Source organism: Enterobacter bugandensis (genome assembly GCF_900324475.1).
Taxonomy (GTDB): domain Bacteria; phylum Pseudomonadota; class Gammaproteobacteria; order Enterobacterales; family Enterobacteriaceae; genus Enterobacter; species Enterobacter bugandensis.
Map to the genome: position 1 here is coordinate 2,897,422 of NZ_LT992502.1, position 14,822 is coordinate 2,912,243.

Here is a 14,822-nt window from a genome sequence, read left to right on the forward strand (position 1 = left end):
AAATTGCAGGGGCCTGGTACAAGCAAGCATCATATTGGGCGACATGATGCGCGGTAAAAATCGGTACGTTGCTACACGTGATGACGCTCAATCAGCGACTTCATTTCCGCAACCGACTCTCCCTCTACGCCGTAGCGAGAATATTCATCCGCTTCAGCATCCGTCGACATTGACAGCCCTGTATTGCGATAACGCATGGGTGAAGGTATCCATTTCCCCGCAGAGCTGTGAAGCTCTTCCACCCCGGCGTTTAAAAACCGTTCCAGATTGCTGGCACGGACTCCCGCACCCGCCATTATTATTGGAACACCGGAATGTGCTTTTAGTTCCGTAATTAATTGCAGACCTTTTTCCGCCGAAGACTGCTGTCCCGATGTCAGGACGCGCGCCACGCCAAGTTCGGCAAGCGTATCAAATGCTTGCAGGGGATCTTTGCACATATCAAACGCACGATGAAAGGTGACGGCCATTCCTTTCGCGGCGTCCATCACCTTACGCATCCGCGGCAGATCGACGTGACCATCCTCATCAAGCAGGCCGGTCACCAGCCCCGGGAAGCCCAGGTCACGAACCAGCGCGATATCTTCAAGCATGGCACTGAACTCGCCCGCCGTGTAACAAAAATCGCCGCCGCGAGGGCGAATAATCGGGTGGACCGGGATGGTGACGGCCTGGCGGGCAGACTTCAACACGCCGTATGAAGGCGTTAACCCCCCTTCTTTCGGGGCGGCGCATAGCTCAATACGGTCAGCTCCCATCTGTTGCGCCGTTACGGCACACGCCACGCTGTAACAACAAATCTCCAGCAGCGCCATCTGCTTCTCCTTAAAATCAGCTTAACGCGCCATCATGGCACGCCTCTCGTTTCGTGTCTCAGCGACGAATCACAACTCTCAGGCTTCGCTGGCAACGATCTGCTCAATGGTCCAGGGATGAAATTTCACGGTCACCTGCCCGTCCGTCACGGCCAGCGTCGGGTTAGGCAGACGCTCGCGCTCGCCTTTGGGTGAACTCGTCTTCACAAAAATCCCCGGCTTGCTTAACCCGTCGTCTGACAGCAGGGCCAGGGCGCGCGCGTTCAACGTTTCCGGCTCACCCGGCAGTACGATTTCGATATGCTCCCAGCCTTCGTGCGGATAGCGTTTCTCGCCCGGCCACGGCAGTTCAACCACGGTGAACTGCCAGTGCGCCACGTTCACCGGCTCATGCAGTTTGAACAGACAAATGGGGCGTCCATTGATGATGTTCTCAGAGAGCAACTCGCCGCACTGTTCAAACCCGCGACGCCAGCGCTCGGCGGTGGCATTCTGGTGGCAGCGCAAGGAAATGTGATCCGCCGCAAGCGGCACGATATCCAGACCAAGACGGGTGGCAAGTTCTGTGAACGCCTTTGTGAAGCGCGGTAAATCTGCGGAAATATCATGCAGTTCGTCAATGGATTGCCAGTTCGCCATAAGTCAGTCTCTTTTCGTGTCGCAAAGCCGCTAATTTACTCCGTTGCCCCGTTTTGACCAACCGCAGAATCCGGCTTTTTATGACTGCATGGTTATGCACGCTTTCTTAGCCTGGATTCTGAGCAATCTTCGGGCCCCGCAATGCTGACGCCAGAAGGCATTTGCAGTATACTCCCGCCCTAAATTCTTTAACTGGCGCGGGCGGTTGTAAGCCCGCATCAAAAACGTAAGGTATCCAGGTGAATATTCAGGCTCTTCTCTCCGAAAAAGTCAGTCAGGCACTGATTGCCGCAGGCGCACCTGCGGATTGCGAACCGCAGGTTCGTCAGTCAGCAAAAGTACAGTTTGGCGACTATCAGGCTAATGGCGTGATGGCAGTGGCTAAAAAACTGGGCATGCCGCCGCGACAGCTCGCTGAGCAGGTACTGACGCATCTGGATCTTTCCGGCATTGCCAGCAAAACCGAAATTGCTGGTCCGGGCTTTATCAATATTTTCCTTGAGCCTGCGTTCCTGGCGAGCCACGTTGACGCGGCGCTGAAGTCTGACCGTCTGGGCGTTTCCCAGCCGGAAGCGCAGACCGTGGTGGTCGACTACTCTGCCCCGAACGTGGCGAAGGAGATGCACGTAGGCCACCTGCGCTCCACCATCATCGGTGACGCCGCGGTACGCACCCTTGAATTCCTCGGTCACAAGGTGATCCGCGCGAACCACGTGGGCGACTGGGGCACCCAGTTCGGCATGCTGATTGCTTACCTGGAAAAACAGCAGCAGGAAAACGCGGGTGAAATGGCGCTGGCGGACCTGGAAGGGTTCTACCGCGAAGCCAAAAAGCACTATGACGAAGACGAAGCCTTTGCCGAGCGCGCACGCAGCTACGTGGTGAAGCTGCAGGGCGGGGATCAATACTTCCTCGAGATGTGGCGCAAGCTGGTTGACATCACCATGTCCCAGAACCAGCTTACCTATAACCGTCTGAACGTGACCCTGACTCGCGACGACGTGATGGGTGAAAGCCTGTACAACCCGATGCTGCCAGGCATTGTGGCGGACCTGAAGGCCAAAAACCTGGCGGTGGAGAGCGAAGGCGCAACGGTAGTGTTCCTTGATGAGTACAAAAACAAGGAAGGCGAACCGATGGGCGTGATTATCCAGAAAAAGGATGGCGGCTACCTCTACACCACCACGGACATCGCGTGTGCGAAATACCGTTACGAAACCCTGCACGCCGACCGTGTGCTGTACTACATCGACTCCCGTCAGCATCAGCACCTGATGCAGGCGTGGACCATCGTGCGTAAAGCCGGTTACGTGCCGGACTGCGTGCCGCTGGAACACCACATGTTCGGCATGATGCTGGGTAAAGACGGCAAGCCGTTCAAAACCCGCGCGGGCGGTACCGTGAAGCTTTCCGATCTGCTGGACGAAGCGCTGGAGCGCGCCCGTCGCCTGGTGGCAGAGAAGAACCCGGACATGCCTGCTGACGAACTGGAAAAACTGGCCAACGCCGTCGGTATCGGCGCGGTGAAATACGCGGATCTTTCCAAGAACCGCACCACCGACTACATCTTCGACTGGGACAACATGCTGGCGTTTGAAGGCAACACGGCACCGTACATGCAGTACGCCTATACCCGCGTGCTCTCCGTGTTCCGCAAGGCGAACATTGATGAAAGCGTGCTGGCGAATGCGACAGTGACCATCACGGAAGATCGTGAAGCACAGCTGGCGGCGCGTCTGCTGCAGTTCGAAGAGACGCTGACGGTTGTCGCGCGTGACGGCACGCCGCACGTGATGTGTGCTTACCTGTACGATCTGGCGGGTCTGTTCTCCGGCTTCTACGAGCACTGCCCTATTCTGTCTGCAGAAAATGAATCGGTGCGTAACAGCCGCCTGAAGCTGGCTCAGCTGACGGCGAAGACCCTGAAGCTGGGTCTGGATACCCTGGGTATCGAAACCGTAGAACGTATGTAAAAAAGAAACCCGGCAAACGCCGGGTTTTTTATTATCAGAAGTATTTCCTCAAATACTCTGTCAGACAGAGAATCGCCATCGCCTGGCCATACGGCATCGACGTCAGCGGGATCTGGCGATAAAAATCAAGATCGCTGCCCATGCCCGTACCGAACGACGTTTGCAGCAACTCCCCTTCCGGCGAGATATTTTTCACGATGCCGCGAATCGCTTTTTCAGCAACGTCAGCATATTCAGGCTCAACATAGCGCTTCCGCACCGCTTTCAGGATCCCGTAGGCAAACCCTGCCGTGGCGGATGCCTCCAGGTACGAGTTCGGATCGTCCAGCAGCGTATGCCACAACCCGCTTTCGTCCTGACATTTTGCCAGCGCGGCGACCTGCGCCTTCAGCACCTGCACCAGATAACGGCGCACGGCGTTGTTTTCAGGCAGATCAATCAGTTCGAGGAAGTCGGGGATCACGATGGTGAGCCAGCTGTTGCCGCGCGCCCAGCGGGCCCGGGCAAAGTTATGATTGCCGTCGTAGCTCCAGCCGTGGAACCACAGCCCCGTCTCCCGGTCCATCAGGTTCTGCACGTGGAGCAGGAACTGATAGATCGCCTCCTCTACGTACTCCGGCTTATTCAGCAGCCTGCCGATTTTCGCCAGCGGCAGCACCGTCATCATCAGCGTGTCGTCCCACATCTGTTGATGATTCTCTTCCGCCAGCGTGATGTGCTGCATGCCCCCATGTTCGGTGCGTGGCATCTCATTCATCGCCCACTCCGCCCAGCTTTCCAGCCACGGCAGCCAGGCCGGGTTTTTGCTCTCTTCGTAGCGATAGGCCAGCGTCAGGAACGGCGACATCGTATTGACATTTTTGGTGGTGGCGCCTTCCGCAAAGCGGTCGGCAAACCAGCTGTCGATAATGTTGCGCATCCCTTCGTCGCCTGTCTGGCAGTAATACTGCCAGATGCCATACAGGCCGACGCCGTGCGTCCACTCCCATCCGGCCCAGCCTTTGGTGTCGATCACGCGCCCGTCGTCCAGCCGCAGCAAAAATTCACCCGTTTTGTCGTGGATATTGACCAGGTTGTGCGTCACTTTTTGAATCAGCGATTTCAGCTCGTCCCGGGCGATAAAACGCTCTGGCTGACGCAATAGCGGGCTATGTTTGACAGGCCAAACTTTCATCATCTTAACCTCTGTTGTATGTCGAATTGAGTACCGCGCGATCCTTCAGCGAAGATGCCGCTGGCTTATTGCGATTCAGATAACCGATGTTGTTATTGCCCCACAGTGACTCATAAGGCATACCGGCCAGCATCTCGACGGTGGCGCGGGCGTGTGGCGTCGCTGACTCCGGCATCGCATGACCACACTCACGCATTTTCGCGGTCTCCTCGCGCAGCGTGCTGTGGGTCTGCAAATTAAGCCTGAAGCGCAGGGAAACGAGGAAACCGCAGAACAGCACCAGGATGGTGCCCACGCTCAGGATCAGCAGAATGGTGTGGCTCACTTCCGCAGGCTGTACCTTCTGACCGCTGACAAAGCCGGACATTTGCATCACGATGCCCACCAGCATCACCGCACCGGCCTGTGACGCCTTACGGGTCAGGGTCATGATGCCGGCGAAAATCCCTTCCCGGCGCTGGCCGGTGATCGCTTCATCCACGTCAGCAATGTAGGTATAGGTATTCCATGGCACGTAGTTAATACCGCCGCGACCCAGCCCAGCCACCGCTGAGATCAGCAACAGCAGAGCGTAGACGTCGCTCAGACCGGCGTAATAGAGCATGGCGTAAGAGAGAGACGCCAGGCCAAACAGCACCACCACCATGCGGTAGGACGGCGCAGGTCCGAAGCGAATACACAGCGGGATCATCCCGATCACGGCGAGGAACTGGAAGATAGCCATCGTGCCCAGCAGGTTGGACGCCATTGACGCTTCCTGCATCAGCACAAACACCACGTAGTAGGTGAAGACTGCGTTAAATACGTCCTGTGCGATGTAGCCGCCGAGGTACATGCCAAGATGCTGGCGGAAAATCTTGATGCGCAGCGTAGAGCTTAATTCGACAAACAGACGATTGATGCTTTGCCCCAGCGTCAGTTTCTTCTTCTCTTCTTCGGCACGCAGCGCCGCTTCAGACCACTCCTCACGCGGGCGCTCCCAGGTAAAGAACCAGACAAAGGTCAGCATCAGGGCGCACAGCACGGAGAAAACCAGGCTTGCGAAAAAGAATGAGACGGCATTGTCTTTACCGAAGTGGGTGAGCAGGATCCCCGGCAGGAAGGAGGCCAGAATCGCTGACATCTGCGCCATAGAAATACGCGCCCCGGAGAACTTGGTTTTCTGTTTGAAGTCGTCGGTCATTTCCGGCACCAGCGTCTCGTAAGGCACCAGAATCATGGTGTAGACAATATCAAACACCAGATAGGTCAGCAGGTAGTACCAGAAATTCATGTCCCCCACCCACATCAACGAGTAGCTGAACACGCACGGAATGCCTAGCAGGATAAAGAACTTACGGCGACCAAAGCGCTTTCCAGCCCAGGTCGTACCGAAGTTATCCGTCAAAAAGCCCATTAACGGGCTGACAACAGCATCCAGCACCCTCGCAGCGGCAAAGATGAAGGTTGCTTCAATCGGTGTGAGTCCACAGAAGGTGGTATAAAAATACAAAAGCCAGGCCGCCGTCAGGGCGGTCGTACCGGCCCCGAGAAAATCGCCTGCCCCGTAAGCAAGATAATTTGCGAGTCCAATTTTACGTGTTTTCATTGCCGTCAACCCTAAGCAAATTTGGGAGACTCCCTGCAAGTAAGGCTCATCGGGGAGTTTTTACACGGCTACAGTAAATGCAACGACGTCCTGATACCTTTCTGTTTCTGCCATCACGGGCAGGGTAAATGGCAAAAATGCAAAGAGTCGCGTCACGCGTGTCACTAATTTATAAAACAGCGTTTCTGTTGCATCAAAAGGCGAGGTCAATTTTGCGAGGCAGCCATCAGAATTGACTGATGGCTGGTGAAAAAGGCAGGCAGCTAGCGGTAGTTAACGATGACAGAATTACTCTGCACCTTTAGCGCCGGGATCAAACGTCCTCCGCCCGGCACTTCCCAGATAAAACGTAAAGGTTCAATGGCCGGCACGCCGTTGAACGCCTGCGTTGTGCCATTTTCGCCGTCGATTTCCGTGCAGCGGGTCTGTGAGCAGAGGCGCACCCGCAGTCCGGCTGGCGTTGGGCCAATCAGCCTGTAGTTCCACACCACCATCCCCATCTGACCAGAAACCGTTTCAGAGGGCGACAGCGGATTAGAAGACATGGCGACACCCCGGTTGCTGAGGGTCACGCCCATGCTGCTTGCCTGCCAGGTCCCTTCCCCGGCAGCCTGAGCCGCCAGCGGGAAGAGCAAAATCCATAGCCATTTCATTATTTTCCTCCAATCGTTGCCGTCATGCGGATATGGCGGTTATCCGACAGCTCCAGATTCGACAGCACAACAAGCTGATTCAGGCTGCGGCGCAGGAAGCGCGACAGCAGCGGACGCAGCGCGTGGTTGACCAGCAGCACCGGCGGCGCGCCCAGCATCTCCTGACGCGCCAGCGCCTCCTGAGTTTGCTCCAGCAGGCGATCCGCCAGGCCAGGCTCGAGGCCGCCACCACCCTGCAGGGCCTGCAGCAGCAGGCGTTCAAGCGGCGTATCGAGGCCAATCACCTGGACTTCGCCGGTCCCCGGGAACCACTGCTGGGTGATCGCACGCCCCAGCGCCACTCGCACCACCGCCGTCAGCTCGTGCGGATCGCTCTGCAGCGGCGCATGCTCGGCAAGGGTTTCCAGGATGGTACGCATATCGCGGATCGGCACTTTTTCCTCAAGCAGGTTTTGCAGCACCTTGTGCAGCGTAGTTAACGTCAGCACGCCCGGCACCAGGTCTTCCGTCAGCTTCGGCATCTCCTGCGTCACGCGATCGAGAAGCTGCTGCGCTTCCTGACGGCCAAACAGCTCGGCCGAGAATTGCCCAATCAGGTGATTAAGGTGGGTTGCCACCACGGTACTGGCTTCGACAACCGTATAACCCTGAATTTGCGCCTGCTCTTTCAGCGCGCTTTCAATCCAGATTGCCGCCAGGCCAAAGGCCGGATCGACGGTCTGCTCGCCCGGCAGCGTGCCTGCTGCAGTGCCAGGGTTAATCGCCAGCCAGCGTCCCGGGTAAGCATCGCCGCTGCCAATTTCAACACCCTTCATCAGAATACGATAGCGCGCAGGCGGCAGGTCCATATTGTCCTTGATATGCACCACCGGCGGCAGGAAGCCCATGTCCTGGGCGAATTTTTTACGGATGCTGCGGATGCGGCCGAGCAGCTCGCCATCCTGCTGGAAATCCACCATCGGGATCAGGCGATACCCCACTTCCATTCCCAGGGAATCTTCCAGTTGAACGTCGTTCCAGGTCGCTTCTACGGCCTGGGTGTTCTCCGGCATTTTCACCGGAACCGGATCCGCAGCTGGCCTGGTCTCACGACCACGCATCCACCAGGCCAGCCCCAGCAGCCCCGCCGTAAACAGCAGGAACACGAGGTTTGGCATCCCCGGCACCAGGCCGAGCAGCCCGAGCACTGCAGCCGCCAGCAGCATCACGCGCGGGTTACTGAAGAGCTGGCCCACCATCTGCTCGCCAACATCCTGATCGGTACTGACGCGGGTCACGATAACGCCTGCCGCAGTGGAGATAACCAGCGCCGGGATCTGTGCGACCAGACCGTCACCAATGGTCAGCAGCGTATAGCTTTCCGCCGCGTGGCCCATGTCCATCCCGTGCTGCAGTACCCCCACCAGCAGGCCGCCGACCACGTTAATCACCATGATCAGGATGCCCGCGATGGCATCCCCGCGCACAAACTTACTTGCACCGTCCATGGAGCCGTAGAAGTCCGCTTCCTGGGTCACTTCCGCGCGGCGCTTTTTCGCTTCATCTTCGGCGATAAGCCCGGCGTTCAGATCGGCGTCGATCGCCATCTGCTTGCCCGGCATCCCGTCCAGCACAAAACGCGCGCCCACTTCCGCAATACGCCCTGCACCTTTGGTGATAACCATAAAGTTGATGATCACGAGGATAACGAACACCACGATACCGATAGCGAAGTTCCCGCCCACCAGGAAGTGGCCGAAGGCCTCGACCACCTTACCCGCCGCTGCCGCGCCGGTGTGGCCCTCCATCAGGATGATACGCGTGGAGGCCACGTTCAGCGCCAGCCGCAGCAAGGTGGTAAACAGCAGAATGGTCGGGAACGCGGCGAACTCCAGCGTGCGCTGGGTGAACATCGCCACCAGCAGCACCATAATGGACAGCGCAATATTGAAGGTGAAAAGCAGATCGAGGATGAACGCCGGGAGCGGCAGTACCATCATCGACAGAATTAACAGGATGAGGATCGGCCCGGCGAGGATCTGCCATTGGGTCGATTTCAGGTTGCCGGGCAGGCGCAACATTGCCACCAGATTAGCCATCAGTGTCCTTCTCGTTCATAAAATCCAGCGCGGCAGGCACCGGAAGGTTCTCAGGTTTGACAGGCCGTTGACCGCCGGCCAGACGCCAGCGCTTCAACTGCCATACCCAGGCCAGCACTTCCGCCACCGCGGCGTAGAGTTGACCAGGGATCTGTTGTCCGATATCCGCGTGGCGGTAAAGAGCTCGCGCCAGCGGAGGCGCTTCCAGGATCGGCACGCGGTTTTCGGTACCAATTTCCCTGATGCGCAATGCAATCAGCCCCGCCCCTTTTGCCACCACTTTCGGCGCGCTCATTTTGTTTTCGTCATAGCGCAGCGCCACGGAATAGTGCGTCGGGTTGGTAACGATGACGTCCGCCTTCGGCACATCTTCCATCATGCGGCGACGGGCGGCGGCACGCTGCATCTGCCGGATGCGCCCCTTCACGTGCGGGTCACCTTCCATCTGCTTATATTCGTCGCGGATGTCCTGACGTGACATTCGCAGTTTCTTGAAGTGGGAATAGAGCTGGAAGATAACGTCAAAACCCACCATCGGAATAATGCTGAGCACCACCAGCAGCGCGCAAAGCCCAACCAGGTTCAGCGCATTGCTCATCGCGGTGAGGGGCGACTCGCTGATAAGGCGCATCATTTCGGGCCAGTGGTACCAGAGGAAAAACCCTGCGGAACTGCCCATCAGCACCGATTTGAGAATAGCCTTGAGCAGCTCGGCCCCGGTCTGCGCAGAGAACATTTTCGCAATGCCCGGCAGCGGGTTCAGTTTTGAAAATTTAGGTTGCAGCGATTTTCCGCTAAAGACCAGCCCGCCCAGCATCACCGGGGAGACCAGCGCCACCAGCACCACGCCGGTAATCAGGGGCAGTAGCGCAACCATGGCCCCTTTTATCAGTTGAATAATCTGGCTGAGGATCAGATTCGGGTCGTTGACCATGCTGTGGTCAAAACGTAAGCCGGTGGAGAGCATCCCCGCCAGCTTGCGGGCGAGCGACTCCCCGCCCCACCAGATAATGCACACCCCAACGATCAGGATCAGCAGGGAGGTCAATTCTCGGGATCGGGGGATCTGCCCTTCCTCACGCGCCTTTTCTAGTCGGTGGGGTGTGGGGGCTTCCGTTTTGTCGTCGTTCTCTTCTGCCACAGTGCATGCTCAGCCCATTACGTCACGGGTATCATGCCAGCGCAGCGGAAATCCAATGGCGGGAAAAGCCCGTTTATTCGGGCTCTTTTCGGTGATTTTGTCGTAAACCGCCTCAGGCGGCGTAACCCCCCTGAGGCGGAATGGATAATCAGAAGCCGAGGCTGTCCAGCAGGTCGTCCACCTGATCCTGGCTTGCCACGACGCCCGCCTTGCTGGCGTCGAGCTGTGGGCCATTGAGCAGGCTTTCGTTCTCGCGTTTTGGACGGGCAGCCGGTTCCGGGATGTTCTCCAGCAGCACCATCAGCAGCTGGCGCTCAATCTCCTGAATCACATCCATCATGCGCTTGATCACCTGACCGGTCAGATCCTGGAAATCCTGCGCCATCATAATGTCCAGCAGCTGGGCGTTGGTGAAGCTGGTGTGGCCCGGCACATCCCCCAGGAACTGACGGGTGTCGGTCACCAGTTCGCGGGCATCCGCCAGCTCGATGGGGTTCTCAAACCACTCATCCCAGCGTTGGGTCAGGGCTTTCGCGCCCTTTTCCATCGCATCCTGATGCGGCTGTGAGGCTTCAACGCTGTTCAGCGCACGCTCAGCTGCCTGAGCGGTCATCTGCACAACGTAGTCCAGACGGTCGCGGGCGTCCGGGATCGCTTCCGCCGCTTCGGCAATGGCCTGATCCAGCCCCAGTTCACGCAGGCTGTCACGCAGCATGCGCGTCAGGCTGCCGATGCGGACGATGATGTCGCTCGGCGAGTGTTCTTCAACGGGTTTCATTGCAGGTTGCATCATCACCAACACCTCACATGCCGAGTTTCTCGAAGATCTTACCGAGCTTCTCTTCCAGGGTCGCTGCGGTGAATGGCTTCACCACGTAGCCGCTTGCGCCCGCCTGTGCAGCGGCAATGATGTTCTCTTTTTTCGCTTCTGCAGTGACCATCAGCACCGGCATAGACGCCATGCCCGCGTCCGCACGAATGGTTTTCAGTAGCTCCAGACCGTCCATATTCGGCATGTTCCAGTCGGAGATGACAAAACCAAACCCGCCAGCCTGCAGTTTGTTCAGCGCATCCACGCCGTCTTCTGCTTCTTCAACGTTGTTGAAGCCCAGCTCTTTCAGCAGGTTGCGCACAATGCGACGCATGGTGGAAAAGTCATCCACAACCAAAAACTTAAGCTCTTTATCCGCCATAAAATAATACTCCTGAGTCAAATACGTATTGCCTGTCCGGCACTGATTTTCGCCAGCATCTGCTGGCTTACCTGGCTAAGATCGACCACTTCGCTCACGCCACCCATATTGATGGCCTCGCGCGGCATGCCGAACACCACACAACTTGCTTCATTCTGCGCAATCGTCCAGGCGCCAGCCTGGTGCATTGCAAGCATTCCGGCGGCACCGTCGTTGCCCATCCCCGTCAGGATCACCCCAACGGCGTTGCGCCCCGCATGTTTCGCCACCGAATGAAACAGCACATCCACCGACGGACGGTGCCGGTTAACCGGCGGTCCGTCATGAATTTTGATTTGATAGTTAGCGCCGCTGCGCGCCAGCTCCATATGCTTGTCCCCCGGCGCGATATACGCATGTCCCGGCAGCACGCGCTCGCCGTCTTCCGCCTCTTTCACGCTGATCTGGCACAGCTTGTTCAGACGTTCGGCGAAGGAGCGGGTAAAGCCAGGCGGCATATGCTGCGTGATCAGAATACCCGGACTTGAAAGCGGCAATGGCTGGAGTACATGGCGAATTGCCTCTGTTCCTCCGGTTGACGCCCCAATAACCAGCAGTTTTTCCGAGCTGAGTAACGGTCCGGCCTTCAGGGTTGCCGGCGCGGCCATCGGCTTGTGGGCCGCGAGCTTCGCGCGCGAGGCGGTGCGAATTTTCTCGGCGATCATCTCGCTGTACGCCAGCATCCCCTCGCGAATGCCGAGCTGCGGTTTGGTGACAAAATCCACCGCCCCCAGCTCCAGCGCGCGCAGGGTGATTTCCGATCCTTTCCCGGTCAGGGAGGAGACCATCACCACCGGCATGGGACGCAGGCGCATCAATTTCTCAAGGAAATCTATGCCATCCATGCGCGGCATCTCGACATCCAGCGTTAGCACGTCGGGGTTATATTTTTTAATTAAATCCCGCGCTACCAGCGGATCCGGCGCAGTGGCCACCATCTCCATGTCGCTGTGGCTATTGATGATTTCAGTCATGATCTGACGCATCAGCGCTGAATCATCGACAGACAATACCCTGATTTTACTCATGCTTTTTCCTTACTCAGCGCATATACCGTTTGCCCACGCAGGCTAAACTCACGCGCGAGGTTGCTGAAGTTTTCCGAGTGCCCGGCAAACAGTAAACCGTCAGGCTTGAGCAACGGAACAAACCGACGCAGAATGTCCTGTTGCGTCGTTTTATCAAAATAGATCATGACGTTACGGCAAAAAATGGCGTCGAAAGGCCCCGGCACGTTGTACTGCTTATCGAGCAGGTTAACGGGCGCGAATTCGACGCAGTTCGCCAGCTCCTGGCGTACGCGAACCAGGCCTTCATGCGGCCCCGTACCGCGCATGAAGTAACGCTGCAGCTGCTGCGGCGACAGCGTTTTCAGCTCGTCCTGGCGATACACGCCGTTGCGCGCTTTCTCCAGCACCTCGGTGTCGATATCGCTGGCGTAGACTTTCCAGCGTCCCGGCGCCATCCCCAGCGTGTCTGCAAGGGTGATCGCCAGCGAGTACGGCTCTTCGCCCGTTGAGGCGGCCGCACTCCATACGCGATACTCCCCGGTGCGACGGCGCGCATGCTCGGCCAGAACCGGAAAGTGGTGGGCTTCACGGAAAAAGGCCGTCAGGTTGGTCGTGAGTGAGTTAATAAAAGCCTGCCACTCCGCGCTGTTCTGGTTCGCTTCGAGCATGCTCAGATAGCGGCCAAAATCATCCAGCCCCAGCGTACGCAAGCGCCGCACCAGTCGGTTGTAGACCATGTCCCGCTTATGATCCGCAAGCACGATCCCCGCACGCTGGTAGATTAACTGACATATCCGACGAAAATGCGCGTCGGACAGCGCGAGGCGCTGTGTCATCTGCAACAATAATGACGTTTGCCCAGGGGGCATTGGTGATGTCATAGCGCCTTCTTAATTACATTCAGGATACAACTGGCACGGCCTGTGACCGCCCGACTTCTGTTACTGCTTCAACGTGCTCTTTCACATTAAATACCGCGACCAGCCCGGTGAGACGATCCGCCTGGCTGGCCAGCTGATCGGTTGCCGCTGCCGCTTCCTCAACTAACGAGGCATTCTGTTGCGTCACCTGATCCATCTGGCTGACGGCCTGAGCAACCTGCTCTATCCCGCGACGCTGTTCGTCCGACGCCGAGGCAATTTCGCCCATGATGTCGTTAACCCGCGTCACGGAGGTGACGATCTCGTGCATGGTATGCGCCGCCGTATCCACCAGGGCAGACCCCTGCTGGACGCGAGAGACAGACTCTTCAATGAGGGACTTAATCTCTTTCGCCGCGTTGGCGCTGCGGCTCGCCAGGTTTCGCACTTCACCTGCCACCACCGCAAACCCACGTCCCTGCTCGCCGGCGCGCGCCGCTTCCACGGCGGCGTTCAGCGCCAGGATGTTGGTCTGAAACGCAATACCGTCAATCACGCTGATGATGTCGCCGATCTTCTGCGAGCTGGCGGCAATCTCCTGCATGGTGCTGGCCACGTGAGAGGCCTGATCGCCCCCTCTCTTCGCCGTCAGCGCCGCCTGTTTTGACAGGTCAGACGCCTGGCGCGCGTTATCGGCGTTCTGGCTTACCGTCGCGGTCAGCTGTTCCATACTGGCCGCCGTCTGCGCCAGCGACGCCGCCTGCTGCTCGGTGCGGGACGAGAGGTCGTTATTCCCCGCCGCAATCTCTGAGATCCCCGTATGCATGGCGTAACTGCCCTGACGCACGTCGGATACCGTTTCCCGCAGCGACCCCTGCATGGCCTTCAGGCTGGCAAAGATCGCCGAAATTTCGTTTTTGCCAAACACCGCCACCGGACGCGCCAGATCCCCCTTCGCAATACTGTCGAAGTGGCTGCTGATAATCGCCAGCGGCTGCACAATCATTCTGCGCGCCCAGAGCAGCGCCCCGCCGGTCAGCAGCCCCGCCAGAATCACAACGACGGCAAAGATAACGCCGGACATGTGATAGCTGGTGCGGCTTGCTTCACCGGCGCGCAGAACAGACTGATTGATATCCTGCTGCCATGCGTCAAAGCTGCCGTCAAACGCCGCCTGAGACGCCTGGACCGGAGCGGTCATGAAGTCCGAAAGCTGGTTGTTCTCAAGCCAGGTCGCCTGGTGGTCCAGATCGCTGTACCACTGCTCAAAGTTCTTTTTCATGGCCGCCTTCAGCGCTTTCTCTTTCTCGCCGTCGGCCGCCTGCGCCGTGAAGGCCTTAAACTGTGCGTCTGCCTGCTTCAGGCTGTCGCGCGCCATTGCCATCAGCGCCTTAATGTCATCCGGCGGATAGCTGAGCGCGGTTAAGGTTCCTGCCTTGTTCAGCGCAGTGCTTGCCTGCAACAGCACGGCACGCGTTTGTGCCAGTGCGGAGCGCTGTTGATTACTCGCCTCAACGTCCTGCAAATTCTGATAGCCATCGCGAAACGCCCAAAAAGACAACCCGTTACTGCCAACCTGCAACACACCGCAAAGGATCAGAATCAAAAACAGTGTGGTCGAGATACGAATACGATTTAACATCCACGCTCCCATCAAGC

Annotated in this window: 13 protein-coding genes; 1 reads left to right on the forward strand and 12 read right to left on the reverse strand. The window is 57.9% G+C overall.

Features of this window, described 5'->3' with window-relative positions; all coding sequences use genetic code 11:
- Positions 1-71: 71 nt before the first annotated feature.
- A complete protein-coding gene (gene cutC / locus DG357_RS14110; RefSeq protein WP_028013633.1) occupies positions 72-815 on the reverse strand; it encodes a copper homeostasis protein CutC in 744 nt (247 codons plus the stop codon).
- 78 nt (positions 816-893) lie between these two features.
- Positions 894-1,454 (reverse strand): VOC family protein, encoded by a 561-nt coding sequence (locus DG357_RS14115; protein WP_045631220.1) that lies wholly within the window; start codon positions 1,452-1,454, stop codon positions 894-896.
- Between the two features lie 239 nt (positions 1,455-1,693).
- Between DG357_RS14115 and argS the strand changes: the two genes are divergently transcribed.
- Positions 1,694-3,427, forward strand: coding sequence for an arginine--tRNA ligase (argS, locus tag DG357_RS14125; RefSeq protein WP_028013635.1), 1,734 nt, complete (start codon positions 1,694-1,696; stop codon positions 3,425-3,427).
- Between the two features lie 34 nt (positions 3,428-3,461).
- Here the strand turns inward: argS and bglB are convergent, their stop codons facing one another.
- From bglB to tap, 10 genes are all read right to left on the reverse strand, one after another.
- Complete coding sequence (gene bglB, locus DG357_RS14130) at positions 3,462-4,601, reverse strand: beta-galactosidase BglB (protein WP_088205095.1); 1,140 nt, start codon at positions 4,599-4,601, stop codon at positions 3,462-3,464.
- 4 nt (positions 4,602-4,605) lie between these two features.
- Entirely contained in the window at positions 4,606-6,189 is a 1,584-nt protein-coding gene (locus DG357_RS14135) for an MFS transporter (protein ID WP_088205064.1), read from the reverse strand.
- 263 nt (positions 6,190-6,452) lie between these two features.
- Entirely contained in the window at positions 6,453-6,845 is a 393-nt protein-coding gene (gene flhE / locus DG357_RS14140; protein ID WP_028013640.1) for a flagellar protein FlhE, read from the reverse strand.
- Entirely contained in the window at positions 6,842-8,920 is a 2,079-nt protein-coding gene (flhA, locus tag DG357_RS14145; RefSeq protein WP_028013641.1) for a flagellar biosynthesis protein FlhA, read from the reverse strand. The genes flhE and flhA overlap by 4 nt, the downstream gene beginning before the upstream one ends.
- Positions 8,913-10,061 (reverse strand): flagellar biosynthesis protein FlhB, encoded by a 1,149-nt coding sequence (gene flhB, locus DG357_RS14150; protein ID WP_041909432.1) that lies wholly within the window; start codon positions 10,059-10,061, stop codon positions 8,913-8,915. Before flhB ends, flhA begins: the two co-directional genes overlap by 8 nt.
- A 148-nt stretch (positions 10,062-10,209) precedes the next feature.
- A complete protein-coding gene (gene cheZ / locus DG357_RS14155; RefSeq protein WP_028013643.1) occupies positions 10,210-10,854 on the reverse strand; it encodes a protein phosphatase CheZ in 645 nt (214 codons plus the stop codon).
- Between the two features lie 10 nt (positions 10,855-10,864).
- Positions 10,865-11,254, reverse strand: a complete 390-nt coding sequence (gene cheY, locus DG357_RS14160; RefSeq protein ID WP_008500431.1) for a chemotaxis response regulator CheY — start codon at positions 11,252-11,254, stop codon at positions 10,865-10,867.
- Between the two features lie 17 nt (positions 11,255-11,271).
- Positions 11,272-12,321: a protein-glutamate methylesterase/protein-glutamine glutaminase gene (locus DG357_RS14165; RefSeq protein ID WP_014884341.1), complete on the reverse strand. Its 1,050-nt coding sequence runs from the start codon at positions 12,319-12,321 to the stop codon at positions 11,272-11,274.
- Positions 12,318-13,184, reverse strand: a complete 867-nt coding sequence (gene cheR / locus DG357_RS14170) for a protein-glutamate O-methyltransferase CheR (RefSeq protein WP_014884342.1) — start codon at positions 13,182-13,184, stop codon at positions 12,318-12,320. Before cheR ends, DG357_RS14165 begins: the two co-directional genes overlap by 4 nt.
- Positions 13,185-13,203: 19 nt before the next feature.
- On the reverse strand, positions 13,204-14,805 hold the full coding sequence (gene tap, locus DG357_RS14175) for a methyl-accepting chemotaxis protein IV (protein WP_088205066.1): 1,602 nt from the start codon (positions 14,803-14,805) through the stop codon (positions 13,204-13,206).
- Positions 14,806-14,822 lie beyond the last annotated feature (17 nt).

Excerpts from the sequence above, each read along its gene's own strand:
- DG357_RS14115 (WP_045631220.1), bottom strand. The coding sequence starts at position 1,454 with ATGGCGAACTGGCAATCCATTGACGAACTGCATGATATTTCCGCAGAT.
- bglB (WP_088205095.1), bottom strand. The coding sequence starts at position 4,601 with ATGAAAGTTTGGCCTGTCAAACATAGCCCGCTATTGCGTCAGCCAGAG.
- DG357_RS14165 (WP_014884341.1), bottom strand. The coding sequence starts at position 12,321 with ATGAGTAAAATCAGGGTATTGTCTGTCGATGATTCAGCGCTGATGCGT.
- cheY (WP_008500431.1), bottom strand. The coding sequence starts at position 11,254 with ATGGCGGATAAAGAGCTTAAGTTTTTGGTTGTGGATGACTTTTCCACC.
- cheZ (WP_028013643.1), bottom strand. The coding sequence starts at position 10,854 with ATGATGCAACCTGCAATGAAACCCGTTGAAGAACACTCGCCGAGCGAC.
- flhA (WP_028013641.1), bottom strand. The coding sequence starts at position 8,920 with ATGGCTAATCTGGTGGCAATGTTGCGCCTGCCCGGCAACCTGAAATCG.
- tap (WP_088205066.1), bottom strand. The coding sequence starts at position 14,805 with ATGTTAAATCGTATTCGTATCTCGACCACACTGTTTTTGATTCTGATC.
- DG357_RS14135 (WP_088205064.1), bottom strand. The coding sequence starts at position 6,189 with ATGAAAACACGTAAAATTGGACTCGCAAATTATCTTGCTTACGGGGCA.
- cheR (WP_014884342.1), bottom strand. The coding sequence starts at position 13,184 with ATGACATCACCAATGCCCCCTGGGCAAACGTCATTATTGTTGCAGATG.
- cutC (WP_028013633.1), bottom strand. The coding sequence starts at position 815 with ATGGCGCTGCTGGAGATTTGTTGTTACAGCGTGGCGTGTGCCGTAACG.